Source organism: Nonomuraea spiralis (assembly GCF_014648435.1).
Lineage (GTDB): Bacteria > Actinomycetota > Actinomycetes > Streptosporangiales > Streptosporangiaceae > Nonomuraea > Nonomuraea spiralis.
Genome location: NZ_BMRC01000001.1, coordinates 452,762 through 474,904, shown reverse-complemented (window position 1 = coordinate 474,904; position 22,143 = coordinate 452,762). Strand labels below are relative to the sequence as shown.

Annotated in this window: 19 protein-coding genes; 15 read left to right on the top strand and 4 right to left on the bottom strand. The window is 71.7% G+C overall.

Features of this window, described 5'->3' with window-relative positions; genetic code table 11:
* The first annotated feature begins 19 nt into the window (after positions 1 to 19).
* From IEZ27_RS02150 to IEZ27_RS02110, 9 genes are all read left to right on the top strand, one after another.
* Positions 20 to 655 (top strand): TetR/AcrR family transcriptional regulator, encoded by a 636-nt coding sequence (locus tag IEZ27_RS02150; protein ID WP_189645613.1) that lies wholly within the window; start codon positions 20 to 22, stop codon positions 653 to 655.
* A gap of 76 nt (positions 656 to 731) precedes the next feature.
* Positions 732 to 1,856, top strand: a complete 1,125-nt coding sequence (locus IEZ27_RS02145) for a zinc-binding dehydrogenase (protein WP_189645612.1) — start codon at positions 732 to 734, stop codon at positions 1,854 to 1,856.
* 30 nt (positions 1,857 to 1,886) lie between these two features.
* Positions 1,887 to 3,245, top strand: a complete 1,359-nt coding sequence (locus IEZ27_RS02140) for an ABC transporter substrate-binding protein (RefSeq protein WP_189645611.1) — start codon at positions 1,887 to 1,889, stop codon at positions 3,243 to 3,245.
* Positions 3,242 to 4,126: a carbohydrate ABC transporter permease gene (locus tag IEZ27_RS02135; RefSeq protein ID WP_189645610.1), complete on the top strand. Its 885-nt coding sequence runs from the start codon at positions 3,242 to 3,244 to the stop codon at positions 4,124 to 4,126. Before IEZ27_RS02140 ends, IEZ27_RS02135 begins: the two co-directional genes overlap by 4 nt.
* Positions 4,120 to 4,938, top strand: coding sequence for a carbohydrate ABC transporter permease (locus IEZ27_RS02130; RefSeq protein ID WP_125637419.1), 819 nt, complete (start codon positions 4,120 to 4,122; stop codon positions 4,936 to 4,938). Before IEZ27_RS02135 ends, IEZ27_RS02130 begins: the two co-directional genes overlap by 7 nt.
* 7 nt (positions 4,939 to 4,945) lie before the next feature.
* Complete coding sequence (locus tag IEZ27_RS02125) at positions 4,946 to 6,106, top strand: mandelate racemase/muconate lactonizing enzyme family protein (RefSeq protein ID WP_189645609.1); 1,161 nt, start codon at positions 4,946 to 4,948, stop codon at positions 6,104 to 6,106.
* A 14-nt stretch (positions 6,107 to 6,120) separates the two neighbouring features.
* Positions 6,121 to 6,786 carry a GntR family transcriptional regulator gene (locus IEZ27_RS02120; protein ID WP_125637421.1) on the top strand — a complete coding sequence of 222 codons (666 nt, stop codon included), beginning with the start codon at positions 6,121 to 6,123 and terminating at the stop codon, positions 6,784 to 6,786.
* On the top strand, positions 6,779 to 8,182 hold the full coding sequence (locus IEZ27_RS02115; RefSeq protein ID WP_189645608.1) for an NAD-dependent succinate-semialdehyde dehydrogenase: 1,404 nt from the start codon (positions 6,779 to 6,781) through the stop codon (positions 8,180 to 8,182). The genes IEZ27_RS02120 and IEZ27_RS02115 overlap by 8 nt, the downstream gene beginning before the upstream one ends.
* An 11-nt stretch (positions 8,183 to 8,193) precedes the next feature.
* On the top strand, positions 8,194 to 9,207 hold the full coding sequence (locus IEZ27_RS02110) for a DUF2804 domain-containing protein (RefSeq protein WP_189645607.1): 1,014 nt from the start codon (positions 8,194 to 8,196) through the stop codon (positions 9,205 to 9,207).
* A 27-nt stretch (positions 9,208 to 9,234) separates the two neighbouring features.
* Here the strand turns inward: IEZ27_RS02110 and IEZ27_RS02105 are convergent, their stop codons facing one another.
* The 4 genes from IEZ27_RS02105 to IEZ27_RS02090 all read right to left on the bottom strand — a co-directional run bounded on the left by IEZ27_RS02105 (position 9,235) and on the right by IEZ27_RS02090 (position 15,143).
* A complete protein-coding gene (locus IEZ27_RS02105; RefSeq protein WP_189645606.1) occupies positions 9,235 to 9,750 on the bottom strand; it encodes an FxsA family protein in 516 nt (171 codons plus the stop codon).
* A 158-nt stretch (positions 9,751 to 9,908) separates the two neighbouring features.
* Positions 9,909 to 10,655: a polyprenol monophosphomannose synthase gene (locus IEZ27_RS02100; RefSeq protein ID WP_189645605.1), complete on the bottom strand. Its 747-nt coding sequence runs from the start codon at positions 10,653 to 10,655 to the stop codon at positions 9,909 to 9,911.
* Positions 10,652 to 12,382, bottom strand: a complete 1,731-nt coding sequence (gene lnt / locus IEZ27_RS02095) for an apolipoprotein N-acyltransferase (RefSeq protein ID WP_229823086.1) — start codon at positions 12,380 to 12,382, stop codon at positions 10,652 to 10,654. The genes IEZ27_RS02100 and lnt overlap by 4 nt, the downstream gene beginning before the upstream one ends.
* A 559-nt stretch (positions 12,383 to 12,941) precedes the next feature.
* Positions 12,942 to 15,143: a HelD family protein gene (locus IEZ27_RS02090; RefSeq protein WP_229823084.1), complete on the bottom strand. Its 2,202-nt coding sequence runs from the start codon at positions 15,141 to 15,143 to the stop codon at positions 12,942 to 12,944.
* A 315-nt stretch (positions 15,144 to 15,458) separates the two neighbouring features.
* Between IEZ27_RS02090 and IEZ27_RS02085 the strand changes: the two genes are divergently transcribed.
* The 6 genes from IEZ27_RS02085 to IEZ27_RS02060 are packed head-to-tail and all read left to right on the top strand — an operon-like array spanning position 15,459 to position 22,119.
* Positions 15,459 to 16,655 (top strand): ROK family transcriptional regulator, encoded by a 1,197-nt coding sequence (locus tag IEZ27_RS02085; RefSeq protein WP_189645604.1) that lies wholly within the window; start codon positions 15,459 to 15,461, stop codon positions 16,653 to 16,655.
* Between the two features lie 34 nt (positions 16,656 to 16,689).
* Complete coding sequence (locus IEZ27_RS02080) at positions 16,690 to 18,051, top strand: ABC transporter substrate-binding protein (RefSeq protein WP_229823083.1); 1,362 nt, start codon at positions 16,690 to 16,692, stop codon at positions 18,049 to 18,051.
* 6 nt (positions 18,052 to 18,057) lie between these two features.
* The gene (locus IEZ27_RS02075; protein WP_125637429.1) at positions 18,058 to 19,002 is read left to right on the top strand and encodes a carbohydrate ABC transporter permease; all 945 of its coding nucleotides are present in this window, start codon (positions 18,058 to 18,060) and stop codon (positions 19,000 to 19,002) included.
* A complete protein-coding gene (locus IEZ27_RS02070; protein ID WP_189645603.1) occupies positions 18,999 to 19,889 on the top strand; it encodes a carbohydrate ABC transporter permease in 891 nt (296 codons plus the stop codon). The genes IEZ27_RS02075 and IEZ27_RS02070 overlap by 4 nt, the downstream gene beginning before the upstream one ends.
* On the top strand, positions 19,886 to 21,145 hold the full coding sequence (locus tag IEZ27_RS02065) for a 6-phospho-beta-glucosidase (protein ID WP_189645602.1): 1,260 nt from the start codon (positions 19,886 to 19,888) through the stop codon (positions 21,143 to 21,145). Before IEZ27_RS02070 ends, IEZ27_RS02065 begins: the two co-directional genes overlap by 4 nt.
* The gene (locus tag IEZ27_RS02060) at positions 21,145 to 22,119 is read left to right on the top strand and encodes an N-acetylglucosamine kinase (RefSeq protein WP_189645601.1); all 975 of its coding nucleotides are present in this window, start codon (positions 21,145 to 21,147) and stop codon (positions 22,117 to 22,119) included. Before IEZ27_RS02065 ends, IEZ27_RS02060 begins: the two co-directional genes overlap by 1 nt.
* Positions 22,120 to 22,143: the final 24 nt, after the last annotated feature.

The following is a 22,143-nucleotide window of genomic DNA, read 5'->3' as shown; positions in this document are numbered from 1 at the left end:
GTTATGTTAAGACTTGTCCGTGGAGAACCCGGGCCTCCGGCGGCGGCCGGTCCAGCGGCGCAGCATCGACAGGGTCGAGCGCATCCTCGACGCCTGCGCGCGCCTGCTGGACGAGGTGGGCCTGGACGCCCTCACCATCTCCGACGTGGCCAGGAGCGCCGGCGTGCCCGCCGGCACCATCTACCAGTTCTTCGACGGCAGACCCGGGATGCTGCGCGAGCTGGCCCTGCGAAACCTGGAGCTCCTGCTGGCCCGGCTGCGGGTCAGGATCGCCGCGGAGCCGGCGCTGACCTGGCCGCGGGCGGCGGAGGTGGTCCTGGCCGAGACGGTCGCGATGCGCAGGAGCGTGCCGGGCTTCACCGTGGTCGACTTCGCCGACACCCGGCCGGGTGGCGCCTCGTTCCTGCCCGTGGGGAGCGTGCAGGAGAGCGGGGACGTGCTGGCCGAGCGGCTCTACCACTTCGCGCTGGAGGAGGCGGGGCTGCCGGCGTTGCCCGATCCGTACCGGGTGATGCGGCTGGCCATCCAGGCCACGGCGGCCGTGCTGCACCTGTCGTTCTCCTCGACGCCACAGGGCGATCGGGCCATGGTCGAGCAGGGACGCAGGCTGCTGCGGGCCTACTTCGTGGACGTGTCCTCAGAAACATTCCGGTAACAAGGATTGACCGTTCAAAACCGGACGAACTACCGTCTTCCACATTCTATAGAAAGCAGAATGCAGGAGGCGGTGCATGGACCCGACGGCACGCGCGGCGATCGTCACCGGCGTCGCGGGCGCGGTGGAGGTGCGCGAGTACGACCTGCCGCGGCCCGGCCCGGGACAGTTCGTCCTGGAGGTCGAGCTGTGCGGCATGTGCGGCACGGACGCGCACATCTACCGGGGCCGCCTGGCCAGCGTGCGCTTCCCCGCGCTGCTCGGGCACGAGATCGTCGGCCGCCTGGCGGCGCTCGGCGAGGGCGTGGCCACCGACCACGCCGGCCGGCCGGTGGCCGTCGGCGACCGGGTCGGCGTCTTCCCGTCGCTGAGCTGCGGCCGGTGCTTCGAGTGCCAGGTACGCCGCAGGCCGGGAAACTGCCCGGACCGGCGGCCGTCCTACGGGTTCGCCTCCCCCGCCGACCGGCCGCCGTACCTGACCGGCGGCTTCGCCACCCACCTGTACGCCTCGAACGCGGGAACGGTGTTCTACCGGACCGATCTGCCCGCCGAGGTCGCCGTGCTGCAGGAGCCGCTGTCGGTGGCCCTGCACGGTGTGGAACGTTCCGCGATCCGGATCGGCTCCACCGTCGTGGTCCAGGGCGTCGGCGCGATCGGCCTGATGGCCGTGGCCGCCGCCCGTGCCGCCGGGGCGGCCAGGGTGGTCGCCGTCGGCGCGCCCGGCGCCCGCCTGGAGCTGGCCGCGCGGCTCGGCGCGGACGCCGTCGTCGATCTCGGCCAGGGAACCTCCGGGCGCCGCCGGGCGGTCTTCGACGCCCTCGGCCGCGAGGGCGCCGACGCCGTCATCGGCACCGCGGGCTCGCCCGAGTCGTTCACCGAGGCTCTCGGCCTGGTCGCCGACGGCGGCGTACTGGCCGAGCTGGGCAACTTCACCGACCGCGGCACCGTTCCCTTCAACCCCTTCAGCGACCTGCTGAAGCGGGACATCACCATCGCCGGGGTCTACGGCGCCGGTCCCGACATGCAGCGCCGCTACCACGAGGCGCTGACGATCCTGGAGCGCGGCGGCAGCCCGTTCGAGCAGGTGGTCAGCCACCGCGTGCCGCTCGGCCGGGTCCGCGAGGCGCTCGAGGCCCTGGGCTCCGGCTACGCGCTGGACGGCCGGGACGTCGTCAAGCTCGCCATCGACCCCTCCGCCTGAAATCCCCCATTCCCCTCCGGGAGGACACAAGTGTTGAACAGCACCCGGCTCGTCACGGTCGCGGCCGTGCTCGCGCTCAGCGTCGCCGCCTGCGGCTCGCCGTCGGAGGAGGTCGCGGCCGACGGCGGCGGCCTCGGCACGGCGCAGGCCCCGGTGTCGATCCGCGTGATCGCCAACGACGCGTTCGCCAAGCAGTGGCAGGACAAGCTCGTGCCGGAGTTCACCAAGAAGTACCCCAACATCAAGGTCACCGTCGACGGCGTCCCCTACAACGACCAGCTCGCCAAGACGATGCTGGAGCTGACCGGCACCACCGCCACCTACGACGTGGTCCTGGCCGACGACCCCTGGCTCCCGCAGCTCGCCAAGACCGGCGCCCTGTACGACCTCAAGGGCCCGGAGCTGGCCAAGTGGAACGATCCCGGCTACGACTGGGCCGACTTCAACGCCTCGCCGCTGGCCGCCGGCGAATGGGAGGGCAAGCAGTACGCGGTGCCCGTCCGCTCGAACCTGCTGCTGATGTTCTACAACAAGTCGCTGTACAAGAAGGCCGGGGTGACCGAGCCGACCGCGCAGACGACCTGGGAGCAGTACTTCAAGGACGCCCCCAAGCTCGTCCAGGACACCGACGGCGACGGCAAGACCGACTCCTGGGCCGTGGGCACGTACTTCACCAAGGACCCGCTGACGCCCACGGTGTGGCAGACCGTGCTCAACTCCGACGGCGGCAAGATCCTGGACGGCACGAAGGTCGCCTTCGGCACCCCCGCCGGCGTCAAGGCCCTGCAGACGCAGGTGGACCTGCTCAAGTACGCGCCGCCCGGGGCGAGCACGTACCAGTTCAACGAGCCGCTGGAGGCCTTCCGGCAGGGCAAGACGGCCACCATGTTCATGTGGGGCAGCGTCTTCAAGGGCACCGCCGTGGACAAGGAGACCACCACCCTCACCCCCGAGGAGGTGGGCATCACCACCCTGCCCGCCGGGACGACCGCGCCGGGCGCCCACCGCGGGATCTGGACGGCGGGCGTCTCCAAGAAGTCCACCCACCCGGCCGCCGCGTGGACCTGGCTGCAGTGGGTGACCTCCAAGCAGGGCGAGCAGTTCACCGCCCAGGCGTTCGGCACCTTCCCCGCCCGCAACTCCACCCTCGACGGCACCCCGCCCGCCGAGTGGGCCGAGCCGGTCTACAAGGCGCTCAAGGAGGGCTACGACGTCGTCTCCAAGGGTGAGATGTGGCGGCCGAGGCTGCCCGAGTCCGACGCCGTGCAGCAGATCCTGGCGCTGCAGACCAGCCGGGCCATGTCCGGGCAGGCGACCGCGCAGCAGGCGATCGACCAGGCCGCCAAGGAGATCACCGACCTGCTGAAGTCCAAGGGCTACAACCAGTGAGGCGTGCTCGACTGGGAGAGCCGGGCACGGCCTGGCTCTTCCTCGCCCCCGCCCTGCTCCTGCTGGCAGGCATGCTGCTCTACCCGATCCTCTACACGGCCTGGGTGAGCGTCTCCGACTTCGACCTGGCCTCCTTCCAGCCGTCCGGATGGGTCGGCTGGCGCAACTACGAGGCCGTGCTGCACGATCCGGGTTTCCTGGACTCGCTCAAGGTCACCGGCGTCTACCTGGTGATCGCGCTGCCGCTGCAGATGGTGCTCGGGTTCGCCATCGCGTTCCTGCTCAACGTCGCCTGGCGGGGGCGGGGCGTGCTGCGGGCCCTGTTCCTCATCCCGATGGTGGTGGCCCCCGTGGTCGCCGGCGGCGTGTGGCGGATGTTGCTCGACCCGCTGTGGGGCGTGGTCAACTACGCCCTCGGCCTGGTCGGCGTCGGGCCGATCGAGTGGATCGGCGACCCGACGCTGGCCATGGCCAGCCTGATCGTCATCGACACCTGGCGCTGGACGCCGTTCGTGGTGCTCATCGCCTCGGCCGGGATCATGGCGCTGCCCGGCGACGTGTACGAGGCCGCCAGGTCCGACGGCGCCGGCCGCTGGGCCATCATGCGGCGCATCACGCTGCCGCTGCTGGTGCCGGTGATGGCCGCCGCGTTCGTGGTGCGCTGGCTGGGCGCGGTCAAGATGTTCGACATCGCGCTGGCGGCCACCAGGGGCGGTCCCGGCAACTCGACCAACGTCATCAACCTCTACATCTACGAGAAGGGGTTCAGGAGCCTGGAGTTCGGCTCGGCCTCCTCGATGGCCACGATCGTGCTGCTCCTGACGATGTTGATCACCTTTGTCCTGTTCCGCGTGACCCGGCGTCTGGAGAACCGATGGTGAGACGGTACGCGGCCGTCACCGGGGCCGTCCTGGTGACGCTGGCCTTCCTGTTCCCCGTGCTCTACATGGTCTCGATCTCGTTCAAGCTGCCCAGGGACATCTTCACGGTGCCGCCGCGGTGGCTGAGCGAGTTCACCCTCGACAACTACGTCAGCTACTTCCAGCAGGCGCGCATCCTGCCCCGCATCATCAACACGGTCATCGTGGCGGCGGGCGCCTCGGCCATCTCCATGGTCGCCGGCTCCATGGCCGGGTACGCGCTGTCGCGGCTGCGGATGCGCGGCGCGGGCGTCGTGGGCGGGCTCATCCTGGCCTCGCGCGCGGTGCCGCCGATCGCCCTGGTGGTGCCGCTGTTCCTGGTGGCCAGGAAGCTCGGGCTGACCGACCAGTACATCACCGTGATCCTGGCGTACGTGACCTTCCTGGTGCCGTACGTGGTGTGGCTGATGCGGGCCTTCTTCCGCGGGCTGCCCAAGGAGCTGGAGGAGGCGGCGATGATCGACGGCTGCTCGCGGTTCGGGGCGTTCTTCCGCATCATCGTGCCGACGAGCCTGACCGGGCTGGTCTCGACGTTGATCTTCTGCATCATCCTGGCCTGGGAGGAGCTGCTGTTCGCGCTGATCCTCACCAACGACCGGGCGGTCACGATCCCCGTCGCCATCGCCGGGATCGCGGCCGACACCGAGAAGGGCGGGATGTGGGGGCCGCTGGCCGCGGTCGGCGTGCTGACCGTGCTGCCCGTGGTGGTCTTCGCGCTGCTGGTGCAGAAGTACCTGATCAAGGGTCTCGCGGACGGCGCGACCAAGGGGTGAGGAGCCGATGAGGATCACAGATGTCCGCGCGCGGGTCATCGAACTGCCCTATCCCCGGCCGTTCGTGCCGTCGTGGGCCCCGGAGGGCGCGCACCGGGCGATGTCGGCGGTCATCGTCGAGGTCGAGACCGACGAGGGCATCGTCGGCGTGTCCGGTGGCGACATGGGGCACGGCACCGGGCCGATGTTGCTGGAGGCGATCCGCGGCTGGATCCGCCCGCAGCTCGTCGGCCTGGACGCCTTCGACACCACGCACGTCGCCAACCGGCTGCGCTACGTGGCCGAGTACGTCTTCCCGCGGCCCTGGGTCGTCGGCGTCGCCGTGTGGGACGCCGTCGGCAAGGCCTGCGGGCAGCCGCTGTACAAGCTGTGGGGCGGGCACTCGGGAGCTGTCCGCGCCTACGCCAGCTTCGGCGAGCTGCGCAGCCCCGAGCAGCGGGCCGAGGACGCCCTCGCCGCCGTCGAACGCGGTTTCCAGGGCGTCAAGCTGCGCGTGCACGCGGCCACCGTCGCCGAGGACGTACGCCAGGTCGCCGCCGTGCGCGAGACCGTCGGGCCCGACGTGGCGATCATGGTGGACGCCAACCAGGCGGCCGCCCGGTGGCGCTACTCCCCCGACGGCACCCGCCTGATCTGGGACTTCGAACGCGCCCTCACCACGGCCAGGGAGCTGGCCGACCTGGGCGTGGCGTGGCTGGAGGAACCGCTGCCCCGGCACGACTACCGCGCGCTGTGCGAGCTGACCGCGGCCTCGCCGATCCCGATCGCGGGCTGTGAGCACAACCGCGGCATCGGCCAGCTCGTCCGGATGCTGGAGGATGGTTGCTTCGACATCTTTCAGCCCGACGCGAACGAGAGCGAGGAGATCGGCGCGCTGCGCGACTTCGGCGCCATGGCCGCCGCCCGGCAGCGCAGGGTCATCCCGCACGCCTGGGCCACCGGGCTCGGCGTGGCGGGCAACCTGCAACTTTGCGCCTCGCTGCCGAACTGCGACTGGCTGGAGTACCCCTACGATCCGCCGGTGATCGTCCCGGAGGTGTTCCACGCCATGCTGACCGAACCGCTGCTGCCCGACTCCCGCGGTCTCGTCGCCGTTCCGGCGAGCCCTGGAATCGGTGTAGAGCTGGACCACGCGGCGATCGAGCCGCTCACCGTCCAGCGGGTCTGAAGGGCTCCTCAACCATGGCCGAATCGCGTTCCCCCTTCCGCACCAAGGCGGATCTGGCGGCGGAGCACATCAAACATCTGATCATGAGCGGCGAGGCGCCTCCGGGCACCAAGATCACCACCAGGGTCGTGGCCGAGGCCGTGGGCATCAGCGAGACGCCCGTGCGCGAGGCCATCAAGCAGCTGTGCTCGGAGGACTGGCTGGTCGAGCGCCCGCACGTGGGCGCCGTGGTCGCCGAGCTCACGGTGGCCAACGTGCGCGAGCTCTACAGCGTCCGGGCCGCGCTCACCGCGCTGGCGCTGGAGCTGGGCGGCGTACCCCTGGAGGGCGCGCGGCTGGCCGAGGTCGACGCCGTGCTCGCCGAGTGCGAGACCGCCGTCGCCCGCGAGGACGTGGCCGCCTTCGCCCGCCTCAACCGGCGTTTCCACTCCCTGCTGTGCGACACCGAGCACAGCAAGCTCACCCACCGCATGCTGCAGAGCCTGTGGTCCCGTACGGAGACCGCCCAGCGCGGCTTCCGCCTGGTGCCCTGGCGGCTGCCCAAGTCGCACGCCGAGCACATCGCCATCAGGAACGCCCTGGTCGCGGGCGACATCCCGCTGGCCGGCAAGCTGCAGCACGCCCACGAGATGGCCGCCATGAAGGCCCTCATCGAAGGAATCCAGGAGACACATGGCTGACACCCGCAGGGCTCTCATCGGCGCCGCCTGGCTGGAGGCCGGCGAGACGTTCACCGTGCATGCCCCCGCCACCGGCGAGCCGCTGGCGCGGGTCGCCGACTGCGGCCCCGAGCTGGCCACGCAGGCGGTCGACGCCGCCGCGGCCGCGCTGCCCGGCTGGCGGGCCATGGCCGCGCACGAACGCGCCGACCTCATGCGGGCCGCCGCCCGCGAGCTGACGGCGCGGGCCGACACGATCGCCGCGACCATGACGGCCGAGCAGGGCAAACCGCTCGCCGAGGCCAGGGGCGAGGTGTTGTCGGGCGCCGACCATCTGCTGTGGGCCGCCGAGGAGACCCGCCGCCTCTACGGCGAGACCGTGCCGGGCGCCCACGCCGACAACCGGATCTGGCTGCTGCCCGAGCCCGTCGGCGTGGTGGCGGGCATCACCCCGTGGAACTTCCCGGTCTCGATGATCACCCGCAAGCTCGGCCCGGCGCTGGCCGCCGGCTGCACGGTCGTGCTCAAGCCCGCCGAGCAGACCCCGCTGTCGGCGATCGAGGTCGCCGAGGCGTTCGTCGCGGCCGGGCTGCCGCCGGGCGTGTTCAACCTGGTCACCACGTCCCGGCCGGCCGGGTTCGGCCAGGCGGTCATGACCGACCCGCGGGTGCGCAAGGTCTCCTTCACCGGCTCCACCGAGGTGGGCAGGGAGCTGATCAGGCAGAGCGCCCACGACGTCAAGCGGCTCAGCGTCGAGCTGGGCGGGCACGCGCCCGTCCTGGTCTTCCCCGACGCCGACCCGGTCGCCGCCGCCCGCGCGGTCGCCCGGAGCAAGTTCCTCAACGCCGGGCAGGCCTGCACCTCGCCCAACCGGATCTTCGTCCACTCCTCGCTCGCCGCCGCCTTCACCGCCGAGCTGGTACGCCAGGCCGAGGCGGCCGAGCTGGGCCCGCTCATCGACGAGCCCGCCGTGGCCAAGGTGAGCCGGCACGTCGAGGACGCCGTGGCGCGCGGCGCGACCGTGCTGACCGGCGGGCGCCGTCCCGAGGGCGCCGGGACGTTCTACCCGGCGACCGTGCTGGGCGGGGTGAGCGAGGACATGCTGGTCTGCCGCGAGGAGACGTTCGGGCCGGTCGCGCCGGTGCTGGAGTTCGACGACTGCGACCAGGTCGTCGAACGCGCGAACGCGACCCCGTACGGGCTGACCGCGTACGTGTGGACCAACGACCTGAGCAGGACCGTACGGGTGGCCGAGGAGCTGCAGTTCGGCATGGTCACCGTGAACGGGGGCCCGCTGGCGCCGCCGCAGGCGCCGTTCGGCGGCATCAAGAGCAGCGGCTACGGACGCGAGGGCGGCCACCACGGGGTGGCCGACTACCTGGAGTACAAATACCTCAGCGTGGGGCTGGGACGATGACGGAGAGCACGATGAAGACGAGCCCGCGCGCGGTCGCCGAGCGCGAGATCACCCGCCGGGTCGACCTGTGCCTGCCCGACGGGCGGCTCAACCCGGCGGCGGTCGGCTGGAGCCGCACCCCGCTCCACCGCGCCAACATCCGCGGCTGGGGCCGCACGATGCGCTGGGACTACTGGTGCGTCACCAGCCCCGGGCACGTGTTCGCCTTCAGCGCCAGCAGCCTCGACTACCTGGCCGGTGAGTCGGCGTTCTTCCTCGACCGCCGCACCGGCGAGCAGGTCTCCAGCCGGGGCCTGCTCGTCCCGGCCAGGGGCGTGTCCTTCTCCGAGCGCGGCGGCGAGGGCAGCGTGCGCATCGGCGCCGGTCCGGTGCGCATCAGCGTGGACGAGACCGCCGAAGGCACCCGGCTGCGGCTGAAGTCCGCCGAGATCGCGGCCGACGTGCTGGTACGCCGGGTGCCGGACCGCGAGAGCCTGTCGGTCGTGGTGCCGTGGAGCCCCCGCCGCTTCCAGTACACCGTCAAGGACGTCGGCCGGCCCGCCGAGGGCACCGTGCGCGTGAACGGGCTGACCTACGAGTTCGACCCCGCCGACGCCCTCGCCACGCTCGACCTCGGGCGCGGGCGCTGGCCCGGCGACATCCGCTGGAACTGGGGCGCCGCCGCCGGACGGCCCGGCGGCCGGGACGTCGCCCTGCAGATCGGCGGCAAATGGACCGACGGCACCGGCAGCGTGGAGAACGCCCTCATCCTCGACGGCCGCCTGCACAAGATCAGCGAGGAGCTGGTCTGGCGCTACGACACCTCCGACTGGCGCGCGCCCTGGCACATCACCGGCGACCGGGTCGACCTGGAGTTCGTGCCCGAGCACGTACGCGAGGCCGACGTACGGCGGGCCTTGTACATGCGCAGCCAGGAGGCCCAGGCGTTCGGCCACTACCGGGGCACGGTCGTCGCCGACGACGGCGAGAGCGTGACGGTCGACGGCCTGTACGGCTGGGCCGAGGAGGTCTACCGGCGCTGGTAGGCGCGGCCTGCGTGAATCACGGCGGGGTCAGTCGTCGCGTTCGTCGCGGATGACCTCGCCGTGCACGACCTTCCCCTGCACGACCTTGCCGCCGTGCACACCCCTGTCGTCGTACGCGGCCTGGCCGCCGCCGGGCGTGGGCGGGAACACGTCCGCGTACGGGGAGGCCGCCGCCATCCGCCTGACCCGCCGGTCGAAGAAGCCCGACGCCAGCCGCCGCATCAGCGGCCGGGTGAACGGCAACACGAAGAAGAGACCGACGACGTCGGTGAAGAAGCCCGGGACCATCAGCAGCACGCCGCCCGCCATCGCCAGGCCGCCATCGGCCAGCGCGCGGTCGGGCACGCGGCCCTCCGACAACGCCGCCTGGAGGCTGCGCCAGACCCGGCGGCCCTCGCGGCGCACCAGCCAGGCGCCCAGCAGGCTGCCCGCGACGAGCAGCCCGGCGGTCGGCCATCCGCCGATCAGCGATCCGACCTGGATCATCAGCCAGACCTCCAGCACCGGGACGGCCAGGAAGGCCAGCAACAGCAGCAGCCGCATCGTTTCCTCGATTCCGCGCACACCTACGTCAATGACAACGTCCGGCGGGCCGCTGACGTTCCTGAAGGCCGGTGTCCCTGGAGGCGGGCGGGTCCTAGAGGGTCCTAGAGGCGGACGGTCCCGGGGGCGGGCGTTCTCATCCGCGTCTCATCCGCGTCTCATCCGCGGGAGCGGCGCAGCCGTCCGGGCAGGCCGGTGACGCCCCACAGGCCGATGCGCCACAACGCCTCGGACATGACCTTGCCGTTCATCTTGCTCTTGCCGACCGTACGCTCGACGAACGTGATCGGCACCTCCACGACCCGCAGCCCGTGCCTGGCCGTGCGCAGCGTGAGGTCGACCTGGAAGCAGTAGCCCTGCGACTCGACCCCGGACAGGCCCACCTTCTCCAGCGTGGCCGCCCGGTAGGCGCGAAAGCCGGCCGTGGCGTCGCGTACGGGCAGGCCGAGCATCACCCGGGTGTAGATGTTGGCGCCCTTGGACAGCAGCTCGCGCCGGTGGGGCCAGTTGACCACCTTGCCGCCGGGCACGTAGCGGGAGCCGATCGCCAGGTCGGCGCCGTCGCCCAGCGCCTGGAGCAGCTTGGGCAGCTCCTCGGGCTGGTGGGAGCCGTCGGCGTCCATCTCCACCAGCACGTCGTAGCCCTCGCCCAGCCCCCACCTGAACCCGGCGATGTAGGCCGCGCCGAGCCCCTGCTTGCCCGGCCGGTGGAGGACGTGGACGTGCTCGTCGCCGGCGGCCAGCCCGTCGGCCACCTCGCCGGTGCCGTCGGGGCTGTTGTCGTCGGCCACCAGCACGTGGGCGTCCGGCAGCGCGGCACGCACGCGCTCGACGATCGCGGGCAGGTTGTCGCGCTCGTTGTAGGTCGGGACGACGACGAGCACCCGGCCGAGAGTCTCCATCATGAGTCGTTCCCCATTCGGTCGCCTCGCCGCCTGCCGCGCCGTACGGCGACTCCGACAGCCGCCGCTCCCATCACCATCAATGCCCATTCGGGAAGCTCGCCCACCTTCGTGGCGATCGTTTCCTGAGTGCGTACGGGCACCGTGACCACGTTCATGTCGGGGACAAGTTCACGGGTCTGCCAGGAGACTTTACCGTCAGGCGTGACAAATGCGGAGATCCCGGTCGTGGCGGCCGTCACGACGGCCCTGTTGTGCTCGACGGCGCGCAGCTTGGACATCGCGAGCTGCTGCGGCGGCAGGTTGGACAGCGCGTAGCTGGCGTTGTTGGTCTGCACCACCAGCGGGGTGCCACCGGCGCGTACGGTGCCGCGCACGGTGTCGTCGTAGGCCACTTCGTAGCAGTTGACCGCGCCGATCGTCACCGGGCCGAGCTTCAGGTCGCCCGGCTTGGTGCCGGGGACCGACTGCCGGCCGACCAGGTTGGCCCGCTCCCACAGCGCCAGCACGATCTCCTTGAACGGCGTGTACTCCCCGAACGGCACCAGGTGCTGCTTGTCGTAGTAGGCGCCCGGACCGGTCGCCGGGTCCCACACCAGGCTGCGCGTGGCCCGCTGCTCCTCGCCGATGGCGACGACGGCGCCGACCAGCGTGGGGACGCCGACGTACTTGACCGACTCGTCGATGACGCCGCGGGCGAAGGCGCTGGTGTAGGGGTCGATGTCGGTGGAGTTCTCGGGCAGGACGACGAGGTCGGGCTTGGGCAGCCGCCCGGCGCGTACGGCGTCGGCCAGGCGCTTGGTCTCCTCGGCGTGGTTGCGCAGGACGACGGCCGGCTCGTCGCCGAGGGGGTTCATGCCGCGGCCTGGCACGTTGCCCTGCACGATGCCCACGTTGACCGAGCGGCCCTCGTCGCCCGGCCTCGGCAGCGCCAGGGTGAGCACCGGCACGGCCAGCGCCAGCGCCGCGGGGACCGCCCTGCGCAGGGCCGTGGAGGGGCGTACCAGGACGGCGTGGGCCAGCAGGGCGCCGGACAGGGTGACGGCGAAGGAGACCAGCGGCGCGCCGCCCAGGGCCGCGTAGGGGGTGAACAGGGACTCGCCCTGGCTGAAGGCCACCCGCGCCCACGGGAAACCGCCGATCGGGACCAGGCTGCGGGCCCACTCCATCGCCACCCACAACGTCCCGAACCACAGCGGCCACAGGCGCAACCGGAACACCAGGGCGGCCAGGGCCGCCATGACGGCGTAGAACACGCTCTCGGTGGCCACCAGCATGAGCCAGACGTCGTCGCCGATCGTACGGACCCAGGCCAGGGTGGGGAACAGGAACACGGCGGCGGCCAGATAGCCGAGCCAGGCGGCCCGCCGGGGGCGGGCGCGGTAGAGGGAGCCGATGATCAGCCCGATGCCGAGGGGCGCGCACAACCACCAGTCGAGAGGCGGGAAGGCGGTGTAGAGCAGGGCGCCGCCCGCGATCGCGGCGACGAGCCGCGCGGCGAGCACCCAGCGCCCCTCGCCCTTGCCGGGGACTCCGCCCCCCTTCGGGGAGGTCTCGTCCACGGCCTCGGGCTCAGGAGCGGCGTCGGAGGCGTCCTCGGCCGGAGCGGCGGGGTCGGCGGGCCGGGAGGGCTCCGCGCCGGAAGCCGTGCCAGAAGCCGTGCCGGAAGCCGCATCGGGAGCCGCATCGCGCCCGGGGACGGGCGGAAGGCTCGTCTTGTCCTGAACCACGCCGGGTCTCCTCGCAAAATCGCACGCCTGCTGGCGAAAACGCTACCGCCCCGGGGCCGCGCTCAAGCCAGCGGCGCACACGTAGATCGAAAACAGCCCTTCCCGAGAAGCCCCGGAGGGGATGGGCGGGCGGCGAAGGCGAGGGCGGGCCGGCTGGGTGATCCCGTTCGGGACGGGATCACCCGGCGCGATCCGCGATCCAGCGCACGAGAGCGGGAAGAGGGCCCGGAAACCCTTCGGACCGGACCCGTCTCGTCGGCGGCGAGCGCGGAATTCCGTTGTCTACTGGGCTCCCGGACCCGTCCCGGGTCCAACCCCCCAACCGGTTGGGGTGCCCCGACTCGACGGACCGACGGCCCTGCACCTGGCTGTGTGGACGAAGTCACGCTCCGTCACGGACGCAGGATCCGACGATGTCAGAGACGGCCAACCGGCCAAGTCCCGTGCTGGACTGCGCAGCAAACTACCGACTCCACCTCAGATGTCAACCGTGTCCCGATCAGCAGAAACACCAAGTTTCCGCAGGTGGGGCATGTTCGGCCTGCCATCTTAAAGCGGGTCAAAGCCCATTTGCCGACGTCGGCGACCTGCCCGGCAGGCCCGACAGAGCCTGCGACAACGGCTTTTCATGGACGATCCCGAGCCGTTGCGTGGCACGCGTGAGAGCGACGTACAGGTCGCTCAGCCCGCGCGGCGACTGGGCGGCGATGAGGTCCGGTTCGGCCACGATCACCGAGTCGAACTCCAGCCCCTTGGCGTCGGCCACGCCCATCACGGCCAGGGGCGCGTCCAGGGCGGCCGCCCCCTTGGCCCGTCCGGCGCCGGGCGTGACCACCACGGCGCCCTCCACGGCCGACACCACCTGGGCGCCGAGCGTGTCGAGCAGCGCGTCGGGCACGACCACCGCGACCTTGCCCCCGTCGCCGCCCTCGCCCACCTCGGCCACGGCCAGCTCGGGCAGGGCCGACAGCGGCGCCGCCCACGGCCGCGCGCCGAGCTCGCGTACGGACGCCGGCGCCTCCAGGGCGGGGTCGATGGTGGCCAGCACGCGTGCGGCCACCTCCATGAGCTCCACCGGCGTACGATAGTTGACGGTCAGCCGCTCCTGGCGCCACCGTCCGGCCACGTACGGGTCCAGCACCTGCGACCACGACCGCGCCCCGGCGGCCGACCCGGTCTGGGCGATGTCGCCGACGATCGTCATCGAGCGCGTCGGGCAGCGCCGCATGACCGCCCGCCAGGCCATCGGCGACAACTCCTGCGCCTCGTCCACGATCACGTGGCCGTAGGCCCAGGTGCGGTCGGCGGCGGCACGTTCGGCGGTGGTCAGGTACGGACCGTCGCCGCGCTGCCGCTCGGCCAGACGCTCGGCCTCCATGACGTCGGACAGGCCGGTCAGCTCCAGCACCTCGCGCGCGTAGGCCAGCTCGGCCTCGCGCTGGTGCTCCTCGGCCTGGCGGGCGGCGGCCAGCTCCTCCTCGGCCTGCATCGCCGAGGCGCGCAGCACCTGCTCGTCGATGTCGCCGAGCAGGTCGGCGGCCTCGTCCAGCAGCGGCACGTCGGCGTCGGTCCACTCGGCCGAGTCGCGGCGCAGCAACGCCCGCTCCCGCGGGGTCAGCGCGGCGCCCGCCGAATCGAGCCGCTCGGGCGAGCCGTACAGGCCGAGCAGCAGCCGCTGGGGCGTCAGGTACGGCCACAGCCGGTTCAGCGCCGACTTGACCACCGGCTCGGTACGCAGCTCCTCGCGCAGGTCGGCCAGCTCGTCGTCGTCGATGAGCCCCTTGCCGATCTTGCGTGCCTGCTGGCGGGCCAGCGCGTTCAGCAGCGACCTGACGAACACCGCGCGCGCCTGGTTGTGCGGGCGGCGCGAGCGGGTGGCCTTGTTCTTGGCCCCGTCGAGCATGGCGCGGTCGATGGTGAGCGTCAGCCGGCCCATCGTCAGCTCGATGGGCTTGCGCGGCACCTTCTGCCGGTCGCGCACGGCCCGCGCGATCACCTCGGCCATCCGCGGGTCGCCCTTGACCGCGGCCACCTCCGGACGGTCGCGCCGGGTGGCGGTCACGCCCGGGTACAGCTCGCCGACCGTGGACAGCAGCACGTCGGTCTCGCCGAGCGAGGGCAGCACCTGCTCGATGTAGCGCAGGAAGGTGAGGTTCGGGCCGAGGATGAGCACGCCGCGGCGCTCCAGGCGCTCACGGTGGGTGTAGAGCAGGTACGCGGCTCGGTGGAGGGCCACGACGGTCTTCCCGGTGCCGGGCCCGCCCTGCACGACCAGGACGCCGTTCAGGTCGCTGCGGATGACGCGGTCCTGCTCGGACTGGATGGTGGCGACGATGTCGCGCATGCGTCCGGTGCGGTGCTCGTCGAGGGCGGCCAGCAGCGCGGCCTCGCCGTTGAGCGTGGCGCGGTCGTCGTCGGTCAGCGCGTCGAGGTCGAGCAGGTCGTCGTCGACGCCGACGACGGCCCGTTCCCTGGTCTGCAGGTGGCGGCGCCTGGTCACGCCCATAGGCGCGGCGGGCGTGGCGCGGTAGAACGGCTGCGCGACCGGCGCGCGCCAGTCGATGAGCAGGCGGCGCTGCTCGTCGTCGGTGAGGCCGAGCTTGCCGATGTAGAGCCGCCCCTCGTCGGTGTGATCGAGACGACCGAAAACCAGGCCGCGCTCCACCGCCCATAGCCGGGCCAGGCGGCCGGCGTACATGTCGGCGAAGGAGTCGCGTTCGGATCTGTTCTGCATCGTGCCGACGGCGCCTGTGGCCAGCACCTCCTTCAGCCGGCGTTGGGTGCGCTCGCGCAGCTCGTCGAGGCGGTCGTAGAGACCGGTGACGTACGTCTGCTCCTTGGCGAGCTCCGTTTGACGAGTTGCCGCCTGACCATTATTGTGGTTAATGGGACACTCCGGGCCATTCTGCTTGTTGTTACTACAAACGACGACATTAGCATGCCTGTCGAGGCACTCCCATCTTCCCTTCCCCCTGCCGGGTCACGGCTTGGTTTCGCCCTCTTGACCAGTATGGGAGAACTCCCTATGTTCACGAGTTAGGAAAGTTTCCTAACTTCGCGTGAAGGAGTCCTCTTGATGAGCGGTCCAGTTCCCGGGACGCCCAGTCTGCTGCGTGCGATCAACGACCGCGCGGCCCTGCGGGCGCTCCTCGAACGCGGGTCGCTGACCCGTCCGGAGCTGGGCGCCCTGACGGGCCTGTCCAAGCCGACCGCCTCCCAGCTCCTGTCGCGCCTCCAGGAGGCCGGCCTGGTCGTGCTGGACGGCATCAGGGAGGGCCTGCCGGGCCGTACCGCCGAGGTCTACCGGATCAACCCGGCCGCGGCCTACGTGGGCGCGCTCGACGTCGCCCCCGACCGTATCGAGGCCCGCGTCGCCGACATCACCGGGACGGTCGTGGGCTCGTACACGCTGCCGACACCCCGGCGGCCGGGCGGCGAGCTGGTCGACCGGCTGGGCGCGGCGCTGGCCGGGGCGAACCCGCCGGACAAGCTGCGACGGGTCGTGATCGGCGTGCAGGCGGCCATCGACCCGGCGACCGGCAGGCTCGGCTACGCCGCCGCCAAGGACGTCCCCGGCTGGCAGATCGACGACCTGGTGCCCACCCTCAGCGCGGGTCTCGGCGTGGCCGTGGACGTGGAGAACAACGTCAACCTGGTCGCCCTCGCCGAACAGGCGCACGGCGCGGCCCGCGGGCACTCCGACTTCGTCCTGCTGTGGGCGGACGAGGGCATCGGCTCGGCCATCGTGTTCGGCGGGCGCATGCACAGGGGCGCGACCGGCGGCGCGGGCGAGGTGGGTTACATGCCGACCCCGGGCGCGCCCACGGCCCGCGAGGCCGGCCGCTACGCCAACCACGGCTACCAGGCGCTGACCGGCGGCCCGGCCGTGTTGCGGCTGCTGCGCTCGTACGGCGTGCACGGCACCGACTTCCGCCAGGCCATCGCCAAGGCGGTGCGCGTGGCGGAGGGCTCGGGGCACAAGGCCGACGACGCCAAGGCCGGGCTGCGCGACATCGCCGCCCGGCTTGCCGTGGGCCTGGCGGCCATCACCTCCGTCATCGATCCCGGCCTGATCGTGCTGACCGGCGGCGTCGTGCTGTCGGGCGGCGAGCCGCTGCGCGAGCTGGTCGAGCACGAGCTGCACGCCCTGACCATCCCGAGGCCCGCCGTGCGCCTGTCGAGCGTGGAGGGCAACCCCGTGCTGGCCGGCGCGCTCGACCTGGCCCTCGACACCGTACGCGACGAGGTCTTCAGCTCCACCGTCCCGTCGTAAGCCCCTTTTCTTCCCGTTCCGCACTCTCTCCTTCATGACCCCCCAGCAGCAGGAGGCACCCCCAGTGCGCTTCGTCCCCTTGGCGGCCGTCGCGATCCTCGCGCTCACCGCCTGCACCGCCGGCAGGGAGGCCGGGCCCTCGCTCGGCTCCCAGCCCCGGCCCTCGGGCTCGGCCTCAGCGGCCCTCCCGGCGGCCACCATCCAGCTCTGGCACGGATTCTCCACCGACGCCGAGGTCAAGGCGTTCGAGCAGGCCATCGCCGGATTCCAGGCCAAGTTCCCGCAGATCACCGTCAAGGCCACCAAGGGCGTCCAGGACGACCAGATCACGCAGGCCATCCGGGGCGGCAACGCGCCGGACGTGGCGGCCTCGTTCACCACGGACAACGTGGCCCAATGGTGTAAGTCGGGATCGTTCCAAGACCTCACACCGGTGATCAAGCAGGACGGGATCGACCTGTCGGTGTTGCCCGAGGTGGCACGTTCCTACACCGGCTTCGGCGGCCGGCAGTGCACGCTGCCGCTGCTGGCCGATGCGTACGGCATGTACTACAACAAGGCCCTGATGAAGGGCAGCCAGCCGCCCAAGACGCTGACCGAGCTGGCCGACCTGGCCAAGAAGCTGACCGTCCGGGACGCGAACGGCGACATCAAGGTGGCCGGGTTCATCCCCAGCACCCAGTACTACGAGAACAGCCCCAGCCACCTCGCCCCCATGGTCGGCGCCACCTGGTACAACGCCGACGGCACCTCGGCCGTCGGCACCGACCCGGCGTGGAAGGCGCTGCTGCGCTGGCAGAAGGACCTCATCGACTGGTACGGCTACGACAAGCTGGAGAAGTTCCGCAAGAGCCTGGGCGACGAGTGGAGCGCCGACCACCCGTTCTACAAGGGCAAGGTGGCCATGGTCCTGGACGGCGAGTGGCGCAACGCCATGATCGCCAACGACGCCAAGGACCTCGACTACGCCACCGCTCCCCTGCCCGTCGCCGACGACAAACCCGACCTGTACGGCAGCGGCTTCACCGCCGGCACCGTGATCGGCGTGCCCAAGGGCGCCAAGAACCCGCAGCAGGCGTGGGAGCTGGTCAAGTACCTGACCACCGACACCAGTTCGCTGGTGACGCTGTCCAACGCGCTGCGCAACGTGCCGACCACCAAGGCCGCGATGGAATCGCCCGACCTGACCAAGGACGCGAACTTCGCGACCTTCCTCGACGTCTTCGCCCACCCCAAGACGTCGACGCTGCCGCCGAGCGTCAACAGCGTCTTCAACCAGGAGGCGCTGGCGACCTTCGTCGTCAAGTGGGAGAAGGGCGCGGTCACCGATCTGGACGCCGGGCTCAAGGGCGTGGACAAGCAGATCGACGACAAGCTGAAGCTGTCCGGGGGCTGATCCGCGATGGCCTCGTCCCCTCACGCCGCGCCGTCGCGATGGCGGCGCGGTGAGGGCCTGCGCGCCCTGCTGTGGTTGTCGCCGTGGATCGTCGGAGTGTCGGTCTTCTTCGTCTATCCGCTGTTGTCCACGGTGTACTTCTCCTTCTACCGCTACGACATGACCAGCACGCCGGAGTTCATCGGGCTGGACAACTACGCGTACCTGCTGCACGACCCGAGGGTCGGGATGTCGGCGAAGAACACGTTGTGGCTGGTGGCGATCATGGTGCCCGCCACGGTGTTGTTCTCCCTGGCCCTGGCCCAGCTCGTGGTCAGGCTGAAGGCCGGGATCGGCATCCTGCGGACGATCTTCTACCTGCCCTCGCTGGTCCCGCTGGCGGCCGGGACGATCACGTTCGTCTTCCTGATGAACCCGGCGACCGGGCCGTGGAACAAGTTCCTGGCCCTGTTCGGGATCCACGGGCCCGACTGGTTCGGCGACCCGGCCTGGTCCAAGCCGAGCCTGACGCTGTTGTCGCTGTGGAGCTGCGGCCAGCTCGCCGTGATCTTCATGGCGGCGCTGCTGGACGTCCCCAAGCACCTGTACGAGGCCGCGGCCATCGACGGCGCCGGCGCCTGGCGGCAGTTCCGCAGCGTGACCCTGCCGACGATCGCGCCGGTGCTGATGTTCGCCCTGGTCACCAACGTCATCTACGCCCTGCAGTACTTCACGCAGGCGATGATCGCCTCCAGGGTGGCCTCGGGCTCGACCGACTCCCCCGGCTCGGCCTTCACCCCCGGCTACCCGGACGAGTCGCTGCTGACGCTGCCGCAGTGGTTGTTCCAGTCGGGGTTCCGCGACTGGACGATGGGCTACGCGTGCGTGCTGGCGCTGCTGCTGTTCGCCACGTCGATGATCTTCACATTGATCCTGCTGCGGCAGTTCCGCCGGGCCGAGGAGGCGATATGAGCGCGACCATGACCGCCCCGGCCCCGCCGGTGGCGCCCGCGCGGCGGGCGGGCGCCAGGGCGCGGCGGCGGCGCACGCTGGTGTGGATCGCCACGCACGCGACGGCGATCGTGCTGGCCCTGATGTTCCTGGCGCCGGTGGTGTTCCTGACGCTGACCGCGCTGATGACCGACGAGCAGGCGCTGACCGGCGACCTGTGGCCGCGTACGTGGAACTTCGACAACTTCGTGGTGGTGTTCGAGAAGTCGAAGCTGCTGCGCTGGGGGATCAACACCCTGCTGTACGCGGGCCTCGGCACGGTGTTCACGCTGGTCTCCTCGGTCCCGGTGGCCTACGCGCTGGCCCGGTTCCGGTTCCGGGGGCGGCGGGCGGCGTTCCTGCTGGTGATCACCGCGATGATGTTGCCGCCGCAGGTCATCGCGGTGCCGATCTACCTGGTGTGGGCGCGGCTGGGGCTGACCGACAGCCTGTGGCCGCTGATCCTGCCGATGTTGTTCGGCGACGCGTTCTCGATCTTCCTGCTCCGGCAGTTCCTGATCACGATCCCGCGCGAGTACATCGACGCGGCGAAGGTGGACGGCTGCTCGGACGTCCGGACGTTGCTGCGGGTGATCCTGCCGATGGCCCGCCCGGCGGTCGCCGCCGTCGCCCTGTTCCAGTTCTTCTACTGCTGGAACGACTACTACGGCCCGCTGCTGTACGCCGGCGTGGAACAGGAGGGCTGGACGCTGTCGCTCGGCCTGGCCACGTTCAAGGCGTTCCACAGCGTGCAGTGGAACCTCACCATGGCCGCCACCCTGCTGGTGACCGCCCCGGTGATCATCGTGTTCTTCTTCGCCCAGAAGGTGTTCATCGAGGGCGTGACCTTGACAGGAGTGAAGGGTTGAAACTCGCCGTGGTCGGGGGCGGCTCGACGTACACGCCGGAGCTGATCGACGGGTTCGCGCGGCTGCGGGACGAGCTGCCGGTGACGGAGATCGCCCTGGTCGATCCGGATCCGTCCCGTCTGGAGCTGGTGTCGGGGATGTCGCGGCGCATGCTGGCGCACGCCGGGCATCCGGCGCGCGTGCTGGCCACGTCCTCGGTGGCCGAGGGGGTCGCGGGGGCGCAGGTCGTGCTGTTCCAGCTGCGGGTGGGCGGGCAGGCGGCCAGGAACGTGGACGAGACCCTGCCGCTGCGCTGCGGCTGCGTGGGCCAGGAGACGACGGGCGCGGGCGGCCTGGCCAAGGCGCTGCGTACGGTCCCGGTCGTGCTGGAGCTGGCCGAGACCGTACGCCGGGAGGCGCCCGACGCCTGGATCATCGACTTCACCAACCCGGTCGGGATCGTCACCAGGGCGCTGCTCGACGCCGGCCACCGGGCCATCGGGCTGTGCAACGTGGCGATCGGGTTCCAGCGCCACTTCGCCGAGGGCCTGGGCGTGGACCCCGCGCGCCTGACGCTCGGCCACGTCGGGCTGAACCACCTCAGCTGGGAGCGGGCCGTCTACCTCGACGGCCGGGACGTGCTGCCCGAGATCATCGAGCGGGGCGGCGAGGAGATCGCCGCCGCCCTCGGGCTGCGGCTGGAGCTGATCAGGCGGCTGGGTGCCGTCCCGTCCTACTACCTGCGCTACTTCTACGCCCACGACGCGGTGGTGAGCGAGCAGCGCGCCAAGCCGTCGCGGGCGGCCGAGGTGGCGGAGATGGAGAGGCGGCTGCTGGAGATGTACGGCGACCCGTCGGTGGTGACCAAGCCCGAGCTGCTGGCCCAGCGGGGCGGCGCCTTCTACTCAGAGTCGGCCGTGGCGCTGATCGCCTCGCTGCTCGGCGACCGCGGCGACACCCAGGTCGTCAACGTGCGCAACCGGGGCACACTGCCCTTCCTGGACGACGACGCGGTCATCGAGGTGCCCGCCGCGATCACCGCGGCCGGCGCCGCGCCGCTGCCGATGCCACCCGTCGAGCCGCTGTACGCGGGGCTGATCGCGCACGTGTCGGCGTACGAGACCCTGGCCCTGGAGGCCGCCCGCCAGGGCGGCGCCGACCGGGTGCGCGACGCCCTGCTGGCGCACCCGCTGATCGGCCAGGACGAGATCGCCGAGGAGCTGACGGGCCTGCTGCTGGAGGCCAACCGCGCGCACCTGCCCTGGACGGTGGACTAGTGGCGGGCCCCCGGCTGCTCCTGGCCGTCGACGGCGGCAACAGCAAGACCGACGTCGCGGTGGTCGCGGCCGACGGCGAGGTGGTCGCGACCGCCCGGACAGGCCCCTTCGAGCCGCAGAGCGCGGGCGTGGCGGCGGCCGTGGACGTGGTGGCGCAGGCCGCGGACCGCTGCGGTGTGCCGGCCCCGGCGTTCGAGCACGTGTCGGCCTGCCTGGCCGGGGCCGACTTCCCGGTGGAGGAGGAGGCGCTGGCGGCGGAGTTCGCCGCGCGCGGGTTCGGCGACGTGGTGGTGCGCAACGACACCTTCGCGCTGCTGCGGGCCGGCACCTCGGCCCCGTGGGGGGTCGCGGTGGTGTGCGGCGCGGGCATCAACGCGATCGGCGTCTCCCCCACCGGCCAGGTGGCCCGCTTCCCCTCGCTCGGCCGCCTCAGCGGCGACTGGGGCGGCGGCCAGGGCGTCGCCGAGGAGGCATTGTGGCACGCGGTGCGCGCCGAGGACGGCCGCGGCGCGCCGACCGCCCTGGTGGAGCTCGTCACCACCCACTTCGGCACGGCGACCGTCGAGGAACTGGTGCTCGACCTGCACTTCGGCCGCGTGGACGAGGGACGGCTGCACGAGCTGGCCCCCGGCGTGCTGGCCGTCGCGGCGGCCGGTGACGCGCTCGCCCGCGAGCTGGCCGGGCGGCAGGCCGAGGAGGTGACCGTGATGGCCGAGGTGTGCCTGCGGCGGCTCGGCCTGCTGGAGACGCCGGTCGAGGTGGTGCTCGGCGGCGGCATGCTGACCGCCGGGGACCCGCTGCTGACCTCGCTGCTGGAGTCGGCGTTCGCGGCCAGGGCGGCGCAGGCCAAGTTGGTGGTGCCGGACCTGCCGCCGGTGGCGGGCGCGGCGTTGCTGGGGCTGGATCACCTGGGCGCCCCGGAGGCCGCGCTGGCCCGCCTGCGGGCGCGTTTCGAGCCCCCGGTCCGCCGCTGACCGGCCCGGGGGCGCCTGCGGGGG